This window comes from Terriglobia bacterium, assembly GCA_020072785.1.
Classification (GTDB): domain Bacteria; phylum Acidobacteriota; class Terriglobia; order Acidiferrales; family UBA7541; genus Acidiferrum.
In genome coordinates this window covers 505,040-523,101 of the sequence record JAIQGG010000002.1, presented here as the reverse complement: position 1 = coordinate 523,101, position 18,062 = coordinate 505,040, and the positions used below count along the sequence as shown (strand labels likewise).

Sequence of the window (18,062 nt, the reverse complement as noted above, 5' to 3'; positions counted from 1 at the left end):
TGCCGTCGATCGCTGTCACCTGTGTATGTGCCCCCGGACGCAAGCAACTGTCTGTTCCCTATCCGGTGGACTCGCTGCTGCGAAAAGGAAATCGAGAAAAGTCAGTATGGGCATCAGGAAGGCCGCCGTCAAACCACCATGAACATCTGGCATTCAGACGGAATTGGTGATACCACATTCCAACGCAGATTTTCCACCGCGATCTGATGTTGCAGTTCTGCAGCTCCCGGGGAACGAACAAAAAGAATGTTTCGTTATTTCTCTCGACTCGATCTGGTGCTTGACCTGGCCTTGCTGGGCTGCCTCGCAGCAGCCTGCTGGGTCCCGGATTTCGGCGGGCGCACGCTGCGCGCGATCGAGAGAATAGGGGCAAACCTGGCCCGGAGAAAAGGACTGGCGATTCTCGCGATTGTACTTGCGGTGCCGCTGGTACGGATCAGCCTTCTCAGCGTCAGCCCTGCGCCCGTCCCCGCGGTGCACGACGAATTTAGCTACCTGCTGGCCGGAGATACGTTCGCGCACGGGCGGCTGAGCAATCCCCCACACGCGATGTGGAGATTTTTCGATACGTTTCATGTGAACCAGCAGCCGACGTACATGTCGAAATACCCGCCGGCGCAGGGCGCGCTGCTGGCGGTGGGGCAATTGTGCGGGCATCCGTGGATTGGCGTGGTGCTGAGCGTGGCGTTGATGTGCGGAGCGCTGCTGTGGATGCTGCAAGGATGGATGCCGGCGCGATGGGCTTTTCTCGGTGCGGTGCTGGTATTCCTGCGGCTGGGAATCTTCAGCTACTGGATAAACAGCTACTGGGGAGGAGCGGTCCCGGCTGCAGGGGGAGCGCTGGTGATGGGGGCCCTGCCGCGAATTGTGCGGCGGCTGCGCATCGGCGATGCCTTGCTGTTGGGAGTGGGCGCAGCCATCCTTGCCAACAGCCGTCCGTTGGAAGGACTTCTCCTGTGTCTTCCCGCCGCAGTGTTCCTGGCGGTGCAGTTGTCACGGCGAGGAACCGCGACTGGGCGTGCCGTGCTGGCACGAGTTGTGCTGCCGCTGTGCGCGGTGCTGTTCCTGACGGGCGCGTTCCTCGGCTATTACAACTGGCGGGGCACAGGCAACCCGCTTCTCTTCCCGTATGTGCTGAACGAGCGCACATATATGAGCACGCCCCCGTTTGCGTGGCAGAGCTTGCAGGCTCCCCGCCATTACGAGAACCCGCAGATGGACTATTTCTACAATCAGTGGGCGCGGGAATACTGGTCACGGATGCGGTTCGCGGTGCAGTGGCGCGTGGCGAAGTTCGGCTATTTTTTCCTGTGGCCGGAACTGTGCATCCCGTTCCTGGCGCTGCCGTGGCTGCTGCAGGAGCGAAAATACCGCTTCCTGGTGTGGCAGTTTCTCTTCTGTTTCGCGGGCATGATGACGATCGTCTGGTTTGAACCACACTATGCGGCGCCATTAACCGCCACTCTGTTTGCGCTGGTGATCCTGGCTCTGCGGCACGTGCGCCTATGGAAATTCCGCGGCCAGCCGGCGGGGATTGGGGTGACGCGGGTTCTGGTGCTTTTTGCGGTGGCCATGAATCTAGTGTACGTCGGCGAGGCAAGGAGCAATCCGCGGGCCAGCTCGCTGGTCGCGCCAGCGGGAGTCTGGGGAACGCCGGGCAACTGGGCCCGGGCACGGATCGAGGCCCAGCTCGAGGCTCTTCCCGGGCAGCACCTGGCCATCGTGCGCTATTCGCCGGAGAGCAGCGGGGGCGAGTGGGTTTACAACCATGCGGAGATCGATCAGGCCCGGGTGGTATGGGCGCGGGAGATTCCCGGTGTGGCGATCGAGCCGCTGCTGAACTATTTCCGGGGCCGCCACGTCTGGCTGGTGGAACCGGGAGCTTCCGGTGCGCGGCTCAGTGTCTATCCTGGAACGCACGAATAGATGATGGGCTGCCTGCCGGTACCGAGAGCAGGTTCCGGAGGTTTGCGGCCATCCCGCAATCCTTGCACCTGCGTTGGGAAGCGGAGTCGGTCTACTACTGCGCGGTGGCTTTCGCGCCAGTAATCTTGAACTTGAACCAAGCGGTGCCGTTGGGGTAGAGGGCGTCGCGAACTTCGCGGTTTAGTTCTTCGCCGGGGCCGATCGTGATGGGGATGGTGCCCTGGTTGACCAGGATAGGCTTGCTGTCGGCGCCGATGTAAGTCGTCTCGTACTGGATATTGCTGTAGGCATAGGAAGAGGAGCGGTTTTCGATGCTCACCAGCCACACGGCGACGGTTCCGGTGGGATCCTTGTCCATGGTGGCGCGCTGGATCTTCAAATCGTGCACCGGATCGGCAGGGCCCGTGGCCGCAACGGGCGCCGTGGCCGCCGGAGCCTTACCGCCATGCTGGGACATATAAAACAGCGCTCCGCCGGCTAGGACGGCTACGACCACCGCCACGCCGATCCAAAGCGATTTCGAACTATCTTGCTGCTGTTCCTTCGGTGCCTCGAACATGGACCCTCCATATTTTGGCTTCCTGCACAGGAAGCCTCGATCGTCTTCGGGCAAAACAGTCGAGAGGAAGTTACGGTCCTCACTCCTGCGCTCACTCCGCGCGGAAAGAGACACCCTCCACTCCTGCAGGCCGCGCCGCCAGGGAAAAGTGATAACAGAGAAGAGCCGAGAAGTCCATACGCGAGGTGCCACTCACATTGATCTTGAGCCGGGCCGTGCCGGATACGTCCCGCGGCCGTCAAGTCTATTTCTTCCTGGGCGGTGCGGACCGCGGATACCAGATGGGACGGACTTCGCGCAGGAAAATGCGCGCGGTGACCGGACCGATGTGCTTGAACTCCTGCAGCTTGTGCAAGAGATCCGCTGCGGTCTTTGCCTGCGCCAGGAGATTGGTCAGAGTGCCGTAACGGCGCTGCAGCTCCCGGCAGACCTCCAGAAGTTTAGTCGCCGTGGAAAAGTCGTACCGGACGTAGTGCGCCTGATCCAGCAGGAACACAAGTTTGTCCCAACCGGCGCGGAGAATCGCGCCGGGACTGGTCAATCCCGCAGCCACAAGCGCCTGGCAGGCCTGTCCGGCAATCTCCGCCTGAATTGGTTTGCCGAAGAGCAGACACGCCAGAAACCATTTGAAGAGCTCGCTCTCCCGCTTGGATGCCAGGTCGATGCGCAAATCACGGGCCGATGTTGCTGGCTTGCTCATGAACGGCGCGAATGCGGGAGCCTGCCGAAAGATCGACGAAACGCCCTGCTCGGCCAGGCAATTCCTCATTCTAAATGGATTATGAAGGACGGCGCAGAGCAATACAAACACGGCTCGCGCGGAAGCCCGTTTCGAGGCTACCGCGGGTGTCGGGGTAGGAGTTCGCGAACTCTGGCGATGGGGAGAGCTTCGGCGGTGTGGCCATCGCGGCCGCGCACTGTGGTGGCACGGAGAAGGGAGTTGTCGATGGCTTCCTCGGTGGCTTCGATGGCGGCTTCGAAGAGCGGGGAGAGGTCGTCGTCGCGGAGAAGCGTAATGGGCTGGGATACAGCGTCCGTGGCGATGCGGTTCGTGGTGGAGAAGGCGATAACGAAGTCGCCGCTGCCGTTGCTGCCGGAAGAACCGGCGCGGGCCATGCCGAAGACGGCGCGGGCCGCGAGGCGACGGAGCTGGCGGGCGTCGAGGGGCGCGTCGGTGGCCACGACGATCATGCAGGAGCCATCGCCGGACTTTGCGGGCTGTTCTGAAGAGCGGTGCAATGCCGCGCGCTCCTGCGGCGGCTGGAGTTCGCGCCAGACGGGGACGCCGTCGATGGTGAACGAGCCGCCGAAGTTGGTCTGCACCAGCACGCCGACGGTATAGCTGCTCTTTGCGGCCGCGATGCGGCGCGAACTGGTGCCGATGCCCCCCTTCCAGCCGAAGGCCATGGTGCCCGCGCCGGCGCCAACCGAGCCTTCCTCGACTGCGCCGTCGCGGGCGCTTTCAAGGGCCTGGCGGACGTGTTCGGGCTTCACGTGGCGGCCGCGGATGTCGTTGAGCCAGCCGTCGTTGGTTTCGCCAACGACGGGATTGATGCTGCGCACCTCTTCGTTGCCGGGGCGGGCGAGCATCCAGCTGGTCATGGCCGCGGCGGCGTCCCAGACGCTGAGGGTGTTGGTGAGAAGGATGGGCGTTTCGAGCTGGCCGAGCTCCTGCACCTGCGTCGAGCCGACTAGTTTTCCGAAGGCGTTGTAGACGTAAACCGCCGCAGCCACTTTTTCGCGGAAGAGATTGCCGGGATGCGGGAGGATGGCAGTGACGCCGGTGCGGACGCTGTCGCCCTCGGTGACGGTCACCTGGCCGACGCGCACGCCAGGCACGTCGGTGATGGCGTTGAGCGGGCCGGGATCGAGGACGCCGGGGCGGATGCCCAGATCGCGGGCACGGGGACGCAGCTCGGCGGCGGGTTTGGCCTGCGCCGCAGCGCGTGCGGGCAGAAGCAGAAGGAACGTAGAGGCGCAGAGTGCGATCCATTTGATATTCGTCGAAGTATCCAAGGTGCCCTCTCCCGAAACAGCGAATTCCCTTTCCAATAAACGCACCCCGACGCGGTGGCTCAGGCGCGGACAACGACGCGGCCGAGGATGCGGCCGTGGCGCATGTCGTCGAAGACCTGGTTGATTTGCGCGAGGGGGCGGGCTTCGCTGCGGCAGCGGACTTTTCCGGCGGCTGCCAAATCGAGCAGTTCGCGCAAGTCGGCACGCGTGCCCACCGACGAGGCCACGATGCGCGTCTCGCGGGCCACCATGACGATGGTCGGAAACGTGAGATCTTCGGCGGGCAGGCCGATGACGGCCAGGGTGCCGTCCGGGCGGAGCGAGGAAAAGGCCAGGTCGTAGGCGGCTTTGGCGGCCGAGGTGACCAGAGCGATGTGCGGACCGCCCACTTTCTTGAGCTGCGCCGCAAAATCGCCGGCCGCGGCATTCAGCACGTGGTCCGCGCCGAGAGATCGCGCCAAGGCCAGCTTTTCCTCCGTGACATCGATGCCGATCACCTCGGCCTGAAAACTTTTCGCGACTTGCACGGCCAGGTGGCCGAGCCCGCCGATGCCGAAGACGGCCACGCGCTGGCCTGGGCGGATGCCCGCCTTCTTGCTGGCGCGATAGACGGTCAGACCGGCGCAAAACAGCGGGGCCGCCTCCTGCGCAGAAAGAGTTTCAGGAACCCTGGTGACATGGCTGGCCTTGGCCTTGACGAACTCCGCGTAGCCGCCATCGACGGTGACGCCGGTGATGATCTGGCGCGGGCAGAGATTCTCCAGGCCTTCCTTGCAGAGCCGGCACTGGCCGCAGCTCCAGTAGATCCAGGCCACGCCCACGCGGTCGCCAAGCGCGACCTGCGCGACGTCGCGCCCCTTCTCCACCACGCGGCCGACGGCTTCATGGCCCATAATCAGCGGCATCTTCACGGTGACCGCGCTGAGCAGTTGCGGCCAGCCGCCCTCGGCGAGATGCAGATCGGAGTGGCAGACGCCGCAGGCTTCGACCTGAATCAGCACTTCGTCCGCGGCGCATTCGGGCCGGGGGACGTCCTCGATGCGGAGCGGCTGATTGTAGTCGTGCAGGATTGCGGCCTTCACGATGCGCCTCCGGTGGGGCGCAGAGATGCTATCCGATTTCAAGGGGATGCGGAAATAGGAAGAATCTCACCTGCGTGGGGGGGGCTGCACAAGCCCGAATGCGGGTGCAGTTCCGGGCGGAGGTAGCCTCGCATCTGAAACCTCCGCCCGGACTGCTTTCCCTCTCCGCGTGGTCCTGCGAAGAAGCGGCTGGGGGGCTAGCCCTTCGCGGCGGGATTGGGAATCATCTGCCAGAACCAGACCACCAAAATGCCGTAGTAGACGATCACGACGCCGAAACTCACCAGGAAGGTGCTCAGGCCTTTGCCCAGACCGGCAAAGGAGCGCTTCCAGTGGTAGGCACAGACGCCGAACATCGCCACGGCCAGGAGCGCGGTGAAGGCGGCGAGCAGGCTTACTTGATTGCTGGGCCACTGCCTCTGCGCCAGACGGAAGAGCTGGCGCAAGGCCCCGCCAAGCAGGCCCGTGGCAAAGGCCATGACCAGCCACGCGGCCGGAGCCAGCATGCCGATCATATATGCCCAACGGTCCTCCATGTAGAAGAGCATGAGCAGGATGGCCATGTAGATGATGGTCTGATAGAGGTGCAGGAGGAAAAAGTCAGGTTCCAGATAGGTGAGCAGAAGAAAACAGATCACCTGGAGACTGGCCAGGGTAGCAACATCTCGATAAGCTTTCATAGAAAACTCTCCCTATCTTTCATCGGTCAAAAAGGTACAGTCCTTTAGGCCTCCGGTGCCTTTCTATGGCGCAGGCTATAGGGCGAATGCACCGTCAACCTGCAGAGATATGGGGCAACTCTCATGCCACAGCCCCCTTAGGCTATGTTACAGATAAGCAAGAGGATGCTAGCGGTGAGGGCTCTCTCGGGGACTTCCACTGCGCCAAATGGCCCTTTCGCAGCGGTCTATGCCACACTACGGCCTAAGCGAATGGAAATGCTCGTGCTTCTTGGAAAAATGGCTGGTATGGGAAGGATTACCGTCTGCGCCAGCTTCACATTCAGTTTCGCGGCTCGCTTCGAGTAGAATGACCCGCTTGAAGTACGCAACTCAAAACACTTGGCGCTAACTGCCCCGGAGGAATTTTGAAGCGTTCAGGGATACCGCAGGCCGCGATCGCGATTCTTCTCCTGGTTGCGGCGGCACAGGCTGGCGCGCAGGCTCCTGTGCAGCCGGGCCAGAGTCAGGAGCCCGCAGCAAAGAAACAGGAGCCGCCAGCGAAGTCCGGCGAAGCGCCGGCGGCGAACCCGCCGCAGCATGAGGAAAATCCCACGCATATCTTCGGGATCATCCCCAACTACACGACTGCGAACGACGTTCCCGGCAAGCAGCACCCCCTCACTGCCCGGCAGAAATATGTCCTGGCCTGGCACCAGATGTCCGACTTCAGTGCGCATGTGGGAAATGCGTTTCAGGCCGGCATGCAGCAGGCCTTCAACGGCTCGCCGCACTACGGCCAGGGCTGGGACGCCTACGGCAAGCGCTTCCTGGCCGCGGAAGGCGACCAAGCTACTTCGAGCCTGTTCATCGTCGGCGTGCTCCCGGCCGTCCTGAAGGAAGATCCGCGCTATTTTCGGCGCGGCAAGGGCTCGCTGGGCGGGCGCATGTGGTATGCGGCGGGGCGCACGTTCATCACGCGGCGGGATTCCGGCGGAGCAACCTTCAACACCCCGCAGGTGCTCGGGCAGCTCATCTCCGGCTCGATTTCCACGGCATATTACCCGCGCCAGGACCGCTCGGCTGGCAGGGTCTTCCGGAGTTGGGGCGTGGGGCTCGCGTACACCAGCGGATACAATATGCTGCGCGAGTTCTATCCGGACATCCGGCGCACACTTTTTCACCGCCGCCGCAAAGCCCCCGTCGCCCCGACCGCCGCGCCGGCACCCCCTCCAGCGCATTAGCCCGCCTCCAAAGAAAGCCTGCGCCGGGCGCGGCCAATGCGCGCTATAATTAAGACGTATCCTAGCGAGCTCGCCACCCCGGGCGGACTGGGAGTACGGAGCCGGGAACGAACCCTTCGCCCTTCCTGTTGTTAACCGCAGAGTAGCAATCCCGGCCGCGCGTAGTGAACTGTTGCTCTACGCGCATGAGACTCGCCTCTCAAGTGAAGCGCCTGCTTCGCGGAAAGGGAGCGAGAAGGAGGGGCCGATGAGCGTCCACGTGGCACCACCGCCACTGCCCTCGGACGACCAGCGCTGGCAGATCGTGAACGGCACCATGCGGCGCCATGGGCACGCGCGCGATGCGTTGATCGAAACGCTGCACACCGTCCAGGAATTGTTCGGATATCTGGACGAAGAATCTCTGAAGTTCGTCGCCAACTCCCTGCGTGTCCCCCTCAGTCAGGCCTACGGCGTAGCCACTTTTTATCACTTCTTCAGCCTGCAGCCCCCCGCCAAGCACACGTGTCACGTGTGCATGGGCACGGCTTGCTATATCAAGGGCGCAGCCCAACTGCTGGCGCGGGCGAAAAAGATTCTCGGCATGAAACCGGGGGAAGCGACGCCTGATGGCAGCGCTTCCCTGCGTGCCGAACGCTGCATGGGCTCGTGCAGCCTGGCGCCGGTCGCGATTTTCGACGGTGAGGTGACCCGCGAAGCCACGGCGAACGAAGTGCAGGAACGCCTGGAGAGGTGGCTGGCCCATGACGCGTGAAGGGCTGGAACGTATTGCGGCGGGCGCGAAAAGAGCGCGGGCGGAAGGCGGCCACGAGGTGAACGTCTGCCTGGCCGCGGGCTGTCTCTCGCAGCACAGCGACGCGCTGAAGGAAGCGCTGGAAAAGGAAGCGAAAGAGGCGGGCGCGTCCTGCCGGGTGCGGGGAACGGGCTGTATGGGATTGTGCTCAGCGGGTCCACTTGTCAGCGTGGAACCCGATGGCGTTCTGTACTGCAATGTGAAGCCGGAGGATGCTCCGGCGGTCGCCCGGAGCGCCGGGGGCGAGCCGGTGCGGCGGCTGCAGTGCTCGCGCGACCAGGCTTTTTTCCAGCGGCAAGTCCACATCGTGACGGAAAACTCCGGAAGGCTGGATCCGGAAAAAATCGAGGAATACATCGCGGCGGACGGCTACAAAGGAATGATGCGCGCGCTCACGGAGATGACGCCGGCCGCGGTGATTCAGGAGATTTCGCGCAGCGGCTTGCGCGGGCGTGGCGGAGCAGGCTACCCCACCGGGCTGAAGTGGGGGACGGTGGCAAAGACAGGCAGCGGCGTAAAGTACGTCGTCTGCAATGGGGACGAAGGCGACCCGGGCGCATTCATGGATCGCAGCGTGCTCGAAAGCGATCCGCAGCGGGTGTTGGAAGGAATGATCATCGCGGGATACGCCGTGGGTGCGAGCCGCGGATACCTGTACGTTCGCGCGGAGTATCCGCTGGCCCTGAACCGTCTGGAAACGGCCATCCGCGAGGCCCGGCAGTTCGGCCTTCTGGGAAGCAATATTTGCGACACCGCATTCAGCATCGACATCGAATTGCGGGTCGGCGGGGGAGCGTATGTCTGCGGCGAGGAAACCGCGCTCATGGCCTCCATCGAGGGGAAGCGCGGCACGCCGCGGCCGCGCCCGCCGTACCCGGCGCAGTCCGGCATCTGGGGCATGCCCACGCTGATCAATAACGTGGAAACCTTTGCCAGCGTGCCGGCCATTCTCCGTCGTGGCGCGGACTGGTATGCGGCCCTGGGCACGCCGAAGAGCAAGGGCACCAAAGTGTTTGCCCTGAGCGGAAAAGTGAAACACAACGGCCTGATTGAAGTGCCGATGGGCATGACCCTGCGCGAAATCATCTTCGAGATCGGCGGCGGCGTGCCCGAAGGGCGGAAGTTCAAGGCGGTGCAGACCGGCGGCCCCTCTGGAGGCTGCATCCCGGAGCAGTTTCTGGATCGTCCGGTGGACTACGAATCCCTCCGCGAGCTCGGCTCGATCATGGGTTCCGGGGGGATGGTGGTGATGGACGACACGTCGTGCATGGTCAACGTGGCGCGCTTTTTCATGGAGTTCTGCATGGCGGAGTCCTGCGGGAAATGCATCCCGTGCCGCGCGGGAACCGCGCAAATGCATGAACTGCTGACGCGGATCTGCGACGGGCGCGCCACACACAAAGACCTGGAGATGCTGATCTCCCTGTGCGACATGGTGGGCGCGACGAGCCTCTGCGGGCTGGGCCAGGCGGCCCCCAATCCCGTTCTCAGCACCCTGCGCTATTTCAAGGACGAGTATATCGAGCACATCGAAGCGAAACGCTGCCGTGCCGGCGTCTGCGAATGCGCAGCGGCCACGGAGGTGGGTGCGTGACTCCTGCAGCGGACGTCAAAACCCTGGTCATTAATGAGCGGGACGTCAGCGCCCGCGCCGACCAGACGATTCTGGAGGCCGCGCGCGAAATCGGCGTTTGGATTCCGACGCTCTGCCATCTGGACGGCCTGGGCGATGTCGGTGCCTGCCGCATGTGCCTGGTGGAGATTAAGGGCAGCCATCGGCTGCAGCCTGCTTGCGCCACTCGCGTGGAAGAAGGCATGACGGTGACCACGCACTCCGAGCGGCTGGAGAAATACCGCCGGATGACTCTGGAACTCCTTTTCGCCGAGCGCAACCACGTGTGTGCCGTTTGCGTAGCCAACGGCGCCTGTGAGCTGCAGGCGCTGGCACAGTTGCATGGCCTGGACCATGTGCAATTCCCATACCGCTTCCCCGCTCTGTCGGTGGATGCCAGCCATGAGCGCTTTTCGAAGGACCACAACCGCTGCATCCTGTGCACGCGCTGCGTGCGCGTCTGCAGCGAGGTCGAAGGCGCGCGCACCTGGGACGTAATGGGCCGCGGCGGGGATTCCCAGGTGATCACCGACCTGAATCAGCCCTGGGGAACCTCGGAGACGTGCACGAGCTGCGGGAAATGCGTGCAGGTCTGCCCCACCGGCGCTCTCTTCGAAAAGAGCAAGGTCGGCACGCTCTTTCCGAAGAGCCCGGAGTTTCTGACGTACCTCAGCTTGATGCGGGATGGAAGGCGATGAACAGGATGAAGCTGGCCACCGTCTGGCTGGACGGCTGCTCCGGCTGCCACATGTCGATTCTGGACATGGATGAACGGCTGCTGGAGATCGCCGGACAGTGCGAGTTGGTCTATAGCCCGCTGGTGGACCTGAAGACCTTTCCGGCGGATGTGGACATCACGCTGGTGGAAGGCGCGGTGAGCACCGATGCGGATGCGGAGAAGATCCGGCGGATCCGCGGGCGGACGCGGACGCTGGTTTCCCTGGGCGACTGCGCGGTGACCGGAAACGTGCCGGCGATGCGCAATCCCTTCGCCGCGGACAAGGTGCTGCACCGCGCGTATGGAGACGCGGCGGCGCTGCTGTGGATCTCGGGGCAGGGCGTGCCGCACCTGCTGCCGCAGGTGCGGCCGGTGCATGAAGTGGTTTCCGTGGATGTCTATGTGCCCGGCTGCCCGCCTTCCGCGGACACCATCTACAGCGTGCTGCGCGAGCTTCTGGCGGGGCGCATGCCGGATGTGACCAGCGCGACGCGGTTCGGGGCATAGGAGAACGGAATGGCGCAGAAGATTGTCATCGACCCGGTGACGCGAATCGAGGGGCACGCGAAGATCACGCTGCAGACCGACGACCACGGCGTGGTCCAGAAAGCTTATTTTCATGTGACGCAGCTGCGCGGTTTCGAAACCTTTTGCGAAGGGCGCCCATTCTACGAAATGCCCAACCTGATGTCGCGCATTTGCGGCATCTGCCCTGTGAGCCACCTGCTCGCTTCGGCCAAGGCCTGCGACGCGCTCCTGGCCATCCGCGTTCCGCCCGCGGCGGTGCAGCTGCGGCGGATTCTGAATCTCGCGCAGGTGATCCAGTCTCATGCGCTCAGCTTCTTTTACCTCGCCTCCCCGGATCTTCTGCTGGGAATGGATGCGGACCCCGCGGAGCGTAACATCTTGGGCGTGGCGCGCGCCAATCCGGAACTGGGCCGCAGCGGAATTCGCCTGCGCCAGTTCGGGCAGCAGATCATCGAGCTGCTGGGCGGAAAACGCATTCATCCGGGCTGGGTGGTCCCCGGGGGTGTGAGCGAGCCGCTCTCCGCAGAGAAGCACGGGCGGATGCTGGCGATGATCCCGGAAGCACTGGGAACGGCGCAGAGGACGCTGGTGTGGTTCAAGCAGAACATCGAAAAGTACCGCGAGGAGATCCGCACGTTCGCGAATTTCCCGAGCCTGTTCCTGGGGCTGGTCACGGCAGAGGGCCAGGCGGAATACTACGATGGCAAGCTGCGGCTCACCGACGCGCAGGGCGCGATTGTGGCGGATCAGCTCGATCCCGCGCGCTACGCGGAGTTCATCGAGGAAGCGGTCGAGCCCTTCACCTTTCTGAAGTTTCCCTTCTACAAGCCGCTGGGCTATCCCGGGGGGATGTACCGCGTGGGCCCGCTGGCGCGGCTGAACATCGCGGAGCGCTGCGGCACGCCGCTGGCGGAGCAGGAGTGGGTGGAGTTCCGGGAGATCGAGCGCGGGGCGGTGCTCAGTTCGTTTCACTATCACTATGCGCGGCTCATCGAGATCCTGCACGCCATCGAAAGCATCCGCAGCATTCTCGACGACCCGGAGATTCTCAGCCCGCACGTGCGCGCCAACGCCGCACTCAACAACGCCGAGGGCGTGGGCGTGGCGGAAGCCCCGCGCGGCACGCTGCTGCACCATTACCGGGTGAACGAGCAGGGGCTGATCACCTGGGCCAACCTGGTGATCGCCACCGGCCACAACAACCTGGCGATGAACCGCGGCATCCTGCAGGTGGCCAGACAGTATGTGCGCGGCGACAAATTGACCGAAGGGATGCTGAACCGCGTGGAGGCGGTTATCCGGACGTTCGATCCTTGCCTGAGCTGCTCGACACATGCGGCCGGCGCCATGCCCCTGGTGGTGCGGCTGGTCGGTCCGGATGGCGCGCTGCTCCAGGAAGTGCGGCGGGATTGATGGAACGCGTGCTGCTTCTGGCGTGCGGCAATCCGCTGCGCGGCGACGATGCCGCAGGCTGGTGGATCGCCGAAGCGGTCAGAGAAAGGCTCTCGTCTGCGGAGATCGAGGTTGCGGCCTGCCAGCAATTGACCCCGGAGATGGCGGAACGTGTAAGCCACGCCGAGTGCGTGATTTTTGTGGACGCCACCGCCAGCGCACAGCCGGGTTCCGTGTCATTCGAGCCCCTCGCTGAGGCCCGCGCCGCTCCGGCAGCGCTAACTCATCATCTGCATCCCGCGGCGCTACTCGAACTGGCGCGCTTGCTTTATGGCCGGACGCCGCGCCGCGCCTTCGCCTTGCTCATTGGCGGGCAGTCCTTCTCGCTGGCGCAAGAGTTGTCTGAACCCGCGCGGCGCGCCCTGCCCGAAGCGATTAGGAAGATAGAAGCCTTTGTGACGCAGCGCACAGCAAAAAGCCTGGCAGATGGGATTTGATTCCAGGGAGCGCATTGTTCCCCTGGGGTCAATCGGTTTGGAATCAGTCAAATGCCACACTCGTGCGCAATTCGGCGCAGCCGCGACGCGGATGCGGTCTTGGGCCTGCCCAGAAAGCCCGCAGAGGGCTTCGTTGGGGCAATAAACCACGTCTTTCTATCATCGGGGTACCAGCAGGCAGACGGATTGATTCTCCGCATAGAGAACTTTTGGCCTACAAGTTGCTGCTTACTTCTATGGGCATTCATAGTCCTAGTACCGGGACTCGTGGCCGGACCTGGATTTCATAATTTTCCATTCGCTCCACCTACCTTGATGCCATTACGCTGCGACTTCTGAAAGTGAGGCCACTGCGATGGGCATTTTCCTCGGACTGGATCTCGGCAGCGTCAGCCTCAAATGGGCCGCCGCCGCACCGCCGGAAGATGCAGACCTGCTCGGCGCACTGCTGGCCGCGGGGTGCGGATTCCAAAGCATCCCCGGCCAATCCGCGGACGCTCCGGAATTGTCCCTGGCCGTCTCCAGCTATCGCCGCACCCTGGGCAATCCGGTGCAGTGCGTCAGCGAATCGTTGCAGGCGATCTACCGTTGCGTGCCGCGTACGCGTCTGAGCGGCATCCGTGTGACCGGTTCGGGTGCGCGGCTGGCCGCGCGCGTGGCGCACGCTCCCGTGGAAAACGAATTCAAGGCCATCGCCTGCAGCGTGGCCCGGCTGTATCCCGGCGTGCGCACGGTGTTCGAAATTGGCGGGGAAAGCTCCAAATACCTGCGGCTGGGTGGAGTGGGTGCCTCCAGCGGCAATGGCGGCAACCACGGGGACGGCGCGGCTTCCGCGGGCATTGTGGACTATTCGACGAGCGGAGAGTGCGCTGCGGGCACGGGCTCGTTCCTCGACCAGCAGGCGACGCGGCTGCGCTACCGCGTGGAAGAGATCGGCGCAGTGGTGGGCGAAGCGAAGCGCGCGGCGCAGATTGCCGGGCGCTGCTCGGTCTTCGCGAAGTCGGACATGATCCACGCGCAGCAGCGCGGCTACGGCACCGGGGAGGTGCTGAAAGGGCTGTGCGAGGCGGTGGCGCGGAATTTCAAGAGCAACATCGTGAAAGGTAAGCCGGTGGTGCCGCGGGTAGCGCTGATCGGCGCGGTCTCGCAAAACGCCGGGGTAGTGCAGGCCCTGCGCGACGCCTTTCATCTGGCGCCGGAAGAGCTCTTCGTGCCGGAGTGGTATGCGTGGCTCGGTGCGCTCGGCTGCGCGCTGCTGGAATACGAGGAGAGCCGCAGGCCATCCACCGTGTGGAGCAGGCATACAGCAGGGGGAGACAGCACCACGGCGGAGGCCAGCGCGCCGCTCGAGCCGCTTTCCATGCAGCGCGTGCTGCTGCTGCGCGATCATCCCGAAGCTTCGCGCACCGAGCCGCTGCCGGAAGCGGGCCGCGGGCGGCTTCCCGCCTATCTGGGGATCGACATCGGCTCGGTGAGCACGAATCTCGCGGTGCTGGACGAAGACGGGCGCCTGCTGCACCAGATCTACCTGCGCACTGCAGGGCGGCCGATCGAAGTAGTGAACGAAGGGTTGCACGAGATCGACGGCCTGCTCGGCGCGCGCATCACCATCTGCGGCGTGGGCACAACGGGCTCCGGGCGGGAGCTGATCGGCGAACTGGTCGGCGCGGACACCGTGAACGATGAGATCACCGCGCACAAGACCGGCGCGCTGTACGTGCACGAGCGGCTGGTGCGCGGCCGCGCGCTGGGTGAAGTGCGCGAAGAAGAGCGCAACGCCACGGTGGACACCATCTTCGAAATCGGTGGGCAGGATTCCAAGTTCATCTCCATCGACCGCGGCGTGGTCGTGGACTTCGCGATGAACGAAGCCTGCGCCGCGGGCACCGGCTCGTTTCTGGAGGAGCAGGCCGAGCGCATGGGCATCTCCATCAAGGAGGAGTTCGCGCGGCTGGCGCTGGCTTCGGCCGCACCGGTGCACCTCGGCGAGCGCTGCACGGTGTTCATGGAGCGCGACGTCACCGCCTGGATGCAGCGCGGCGCGCGGCTGGAGGACCTGGCGGCGGGGCTGGCCTACTCCATCGCCCTGAATTATCTCAATCGCGTGGTGCGCAACCGCAAGATCGGCAAGGTGATCTATTTTCAGGGCGGGACGGCGTACAACGACGCCGTGGCCGCGGCCTTCTCGCAAATCCTCGGCCAGCCCATCATCGTGCCGCCGCACAACGGCGTGATCGGAGCCATCGGCATGGCGCTGATCGCGCAGGAGGTCTGCCGGGCAAAACCGCGCGCCGTAGCGGTTGCCGCCTCGGCCGGAGCCGCCGGTGCCGCGCGCGGGGGTCCGCGCATTGACTCCGTCTCTACTTTCCGCGGCTACGACCTGAACCAGGCCCATTTCGAAACCCGGGAGTTCACCTGCAAGGCCTGCTCCAACTATTGCGAGATGAAAGAGATCAAGGTGGACGGGCAGAAGACCTACTGGGGCGACAAGTGTTCGGACAAGTTCCGCAAACGCACGCGCACCAGCCACAAGCCGGTCCTGGAAGACTTGCTGGCCCTGCGCGAGCGCCTTCTGGACGACGGGCATCCCGAAGCAGAGAACGGCCGGCGGCCTGGTTCCGTTCGCGGAGTGCGCATCGGGATTCCCCGCGCGATGTATTTCTACGATCGCTTCCCGTTTTGGCGGCGCTACCTCGAAGAGCTGGGCTTTGCGGTGGTCGTTTCCCGGCCGGTGGAGCGGCAGAGCGCGGAGCTGAGCGTGGCCGAGCCATGTTACCCGGTGCAATTGGCGCACGGCCATGTGCACGCTCTGCTGCACGGCTGCGCGGACTATGCGCCCGCCGACTACGTTCTCCTGCCCAACGTACTGGACCACGAAGCGCCGAACACCAAGGTGGCCTCGCACCTCTGTCCGTGGAACCAAACGCTGCCCTTCGTCATCCGTGCGGCGCCGGACTTCGCGCCGCAGGCCGAACGCTTCCTCGCGCCCACGCTTTATTTCCGGCTAGGGCGCGGGCACGTCAAGAAGCAGCTCGGCGAATATTTCTCCCGGCTGGGCGTGCGGCGCTGGGCCAGCGATGCCGCCGTGGAAGCGGCCTATGCGGCGCAGGCGGAGTTCTCGGAAAGGATGCTGGAGGCGGGCCGCGCGGCCTGGGACACGCTGGAGCGCAGCGGGGAACCAGGCGTGCTGCTCGTGGGGCGGCCGTACAACCTGTACGACCGCAACAGCAATTGCGACATCCCGCGCAAGCTGCGCGATCATTACGGCGTGAACGTGTTGCCGATGGACTTCCTGCCGCTGGACGCGCAGCCTACCGACACTCTTCACCCCAACATGTTCTGGAACTCCGGGCGGCGCATCCTGGCCGCGGGGAACCTGGCGCGCCGGAATCCGCGCCTGCACATCATCTACATCACCAATTTCAAATGCGGCCCGGACTCCTTCATCAAGCATTTCCTGCGCGAAGTGGCCCAGGCGCCGTATCTGGTCCTGCAATTCGACGGGCACGGCAACGACGCCGGCTACCTGACGCGCTGCGAAGCCTATCTGGACAGCAAAGGAATCCTGCGATGCGCAACAGCCCACTGAAAAACCCAAGACAAATCCCGGCATCCCACCCCCTCGCCGGAAAGAAAGTGTGGATTCCGCGCATGAGCGACGGCAGCACGCAGATTTTTGCGGCCATGCTGCGCTCGCTGGGGCTGGATGCGGAAGCGACTCCCCCGTCGGACGAACGCACGCGTGCCCTGGGCGCGCGCCACACCTGCGGCGATGAATGCTATCCCGCACGGGTCACCATGGGCGACTGCGTGAAAATTCTGGAGCAGCCGGGAACCGATCCGGACAAAGTGGCTTTTTTCATGGCCACCGGCCAGGGACCCTGCCGCTTCGGGCAGTACGTTCCTCTGATGAAGTCGACGTTCGCAACCCTGGGCTACTCGGGCGTCACCATCCTGGCCCCGACCTGCGAGACCGGCTACAGCGACTTCGGGCCGGCCTCCAACCTGTTCGCGCGCAGCGCCTGGCGCGCCCTTGTCGCCGGAGACCTGCTGCTGAAATGCCTGTTGAAGACACGCCCGTACGAGACGATGCCGGGCGACGCTGACGCGGCGCACGAGGCCAGCGTCGCGGACGTCTGCCGCTGCCTGGAAGTTCCCTGGCCGAACGACGGGATGCAGATGCGCAAGCTGCAGGCGAGCCTGCGCCGGGCGCGCCGCCGCTTCCGCATGGTGCCGGTGCGCTTCGATCCGGAGCGGCCGCTGATCGGCGCGGTGGGCGAGATCTACTGCCGCCTGAACATCTACAGCAACCAGGAGCTGGTGCGCCTGCTGGAGCGCTTTGGCGCGGAAGTATGGATGAGCGACATCTCGGAGTGGATCTGGTACACGAATGCGGACGAGCGGCGCGTGCTCAAGCTGAAAGGCAAGCGGATTTCCGGGCAGATGCTCCGCTCAACCATCCGCACGCATTTCCAGCGCAAGGACGAAGAGGAGCTGCGCGCGCTCTTCACCGCAGATTTCCGCGGCTATGAAGAGCCGGAAGATATCGGCGAGGTGCTGGAGCTTGCCGAGCCGTATCTGCCCGCGGACGGCGCGCTGGGGGAGATGACGGTAAACGCCGGGCGGAGCATCTACCTGGCCAAGAAGGGCGTGGACGGCATCGTGGATATCAGCCCGTTCACGTGCATGAACGGAATCGTCGGCGAGGCCATCTACCCGCTGATCAGCAAGGAGCACGCCGAGATCCCCATCCGCAACTTCTACTGCGACGAGACGCAGTCCGACCTGGAACGCGACATCGGCATCTTCCTCGAGCTGGCGCGCAACTACCGCCGCCGCAAACCCTGGCCGCGCACTCTCCCGCACTTCCCCGCCGAGGAGAGCGGCGGGGAGCGGGCCTCCGGAACGAGCGCGGCCCCGGAAATCGCCGAGTGCTATCCGCGGACCAGCTCCGTTTGACGCGAAGAAAAATCTGCCCTCTGAAGAGAGCGGCTACAAAAACACACACCCTATAGGAAAAAGGGCGCAGCCCCTGA

Annotated in this window: 15 protein-coding genes; 10 read left to right on the top strand and 5 right to left on the bottom strand. The window is 64.2% G+C overall.

The genetic code is table 11. The features are described from left to right. The first annotated feature begins 246 nt into the window (after positions 1 to 246). On the top strand, positions 247 to 1,926 hold the full coding sequence (locus LAN61_05560) for a hypothetical protein (protein MBZ5539972.1): 1,680 nt from the start codon (positions 247 to 249) through the stop codon (positions 1,924 to 1,926). 94 nt (positions 1,927 to 2,020) lie between these two features. Here LAN61_05560 and LAN61_05555 read toward each other — a convergent pair whose 3' ends face one another. The 5 genes from LAN61_05555 to LAN61_05535 form a co-directional block, all read right to left on the bottom strand. Beyond that, positions 2,021 to 2,485, bottom strand: a complete 465-nt coding sequence (locus LAN61_05555) for a hypothetical protein (GenBank protein MBZ5539971.1) — start codon at positions 2,483 to 2,485, stop codon at positions 2,021 to 2,023. Positions 2,486 to 2,729: 244 nt separating this feature from the next. Continuing rightward, complete coding sequence (locus LAN61_05550; GenBank protein ID MBZ5539970.1) at positions 2,730 to 3,185, bottom strand: DNA methylase; 456 nt, start codon at positions 3,183 to 3,185, stop codon at positions 2,730 to 2,732. A 137-nt stretch (positions 3,186 to 3,322) separates the two neighbouring features. Next, the gene (locus LAN61_05545) at positions 3,323 to 4,474 is read right to left on the bottom strand and encodes a P1 family peptidase (protein ID MBZ5539969.1); all 1,152 of its coding nucleotides are present in this window, start codon (positions 4,472 to 4,474) and stop codon (positions 3,323 to 3,325) included. An 86-nt stretch (positions 4,475 to 4,560) separates the two neighbouring features. Beyond that, positions 4,561 to 5,583, bottom strand: coding sequence for a zinc-dependent alcohol dehydrogenase (locus LAN61_05540; protein MBZ5539968.1), 1,023 nt, complete (start codon positions 5,581 to 5,583; stop codon positions 4,561 to 4,563). A 197-nt stretch (positions 5,584 to 5,780) separates the two neighbouring features. Continuing rightward, on the bottom strand, positions 5,781 to 6,263 hold the full coding sequence (locus LAN61_05535) for a hypothetical protein (GenBank protein MBZ5539967.1): 483 nt from the start codon (positions 6,261 to 6,263) through the stop codon (positions 5,781 to 5,783). A 407-nt stretch (positions 6,264 to 6,670) separates the two neighbouring features. On the opposite strand from LAN61_05535, the gene LAN61_05530 reads away from it, so the two are divergent. The 9 genes from LAN61_05530 to LAN61_05490 all read left to right on the top strand — a co-directional run bounded on the left by LAN61_05530 (position 6,671) and on the right by LAN61_05490 (position 17,985). Next, the gene (locus LAN61_05530; GenBank protein MBZ5539966.1) at positions 6,671 to 7,486 is read left to right on the top strand and encodes a hypothetical protein; all 816 of its coding nucleotides are present in this window, start codon (positions 6,671 to 6,673) and stop codon (positions 7,484 to 7,486) included. Positions 7,487 to 7,733: 247 nt separating this feature from the next. Further along, on the top strand, positions 7,734 to 8,240 hold the full coding sequence (gene hoxE, locus LAN61_05525; protein ID MBZ5539965.1) for a bidirectional hydrogenase complex protein HoxE: 507 nt from the start codon (positions 7,734 to 7,736) through the stop codon (positions 8,238 to 8,240). Beyond that, positions 8,230 to 9,873, top strand: a complete 1,644-nt coding sequence (gene nuoF / locus LAN61_05520) for an NADH-quinone oxidoreductase subunit NuoF (protein ID MBZ5539964.1) — start codon at positions 8,230 to 8,232, stop codon at positions 9,871 to 9,873. The genes hoxE and nuoF overlap by 11 nt, the downstream gene beginning before the upstream one ends. Continuing rightward, positions 9,843 to 10,589 carry a bidirectional hydrogenase complex protein HoxU gene (hoxU, locus tag LAN61_05515; GenBank protein ID MBZ5539963.1) on the top strand — a complete coding sequence of 249 codons (747 nt, stop codon included), beginning with the start codon at positions 9,843 to 9,845 and terminating at the stop codon, positions 10,587 to 10,589. Before nuoF ends, hoxU begins: the two co-directional genes overlap by 31 nt. Continuing rightward, entirely contained in the window at positions 10,586 to 11,116 is a 531-nt protein-coding gene (locus tag LAN61_05510; protein MBZ5539962.1) for an NADP oxidoreductase, read from the top strand. Before hoxU ends, LAN61_05510 begins: the two co-directional genes overlap by 4 nt. A gap of 9 nt (positions 11,117 to 11,125) precedes the next feature. Then, on the top strand, positions 11,126 to 12,550 hold the full coding sequence (locus LAN61_05505) for a Ni/Fe hydrogenase subunit alpha (GenBank protein MBZ5539961.1): 1,425 nt from the start codon (positions 11,126 to 11,128) through the stop codon (positions 12,548 to 12,550). Next, positions 12,547 to 13,026, top strand: coding sequence for a hydrogenase maturation protease (locus LAN61_05500; GenBank protein MBZ5539960.1), 480 nt, complete (start codon positions 12,547 to 12,549; stop codon positions 13,024 to 13,026). Before LAN61_05505 ends, LAN61_05500 begins: the two co-directional genes overlap by 4 nt. Before the next feature lie 355 nt (positions 13,027 to 13,381). Then, positions 13,382 to 16,615, top strand: a complete 3,234-nt coding sequence (locus tag LAN61_05495; GenBank protein MBZ5539959.1) for an acyl-CoA dehydratase activase — start codon at positions 13,382 to 13,384, stop codon at positions 16,613 to 16,615. 62 nt (positions 16,616 to 16,677) lie between these two features. Beyond that, entirely contained in the window at positions 16,678 to 17,985 is a 1,308-nt protein-coding gene (locus LAN61_05490) for a hypothetical protein (protein MBZ5539958.1), read from the top strand. The last annotated feature ends 77 nt before the right edge of the window (positions 17,986 to 18,062 follow it).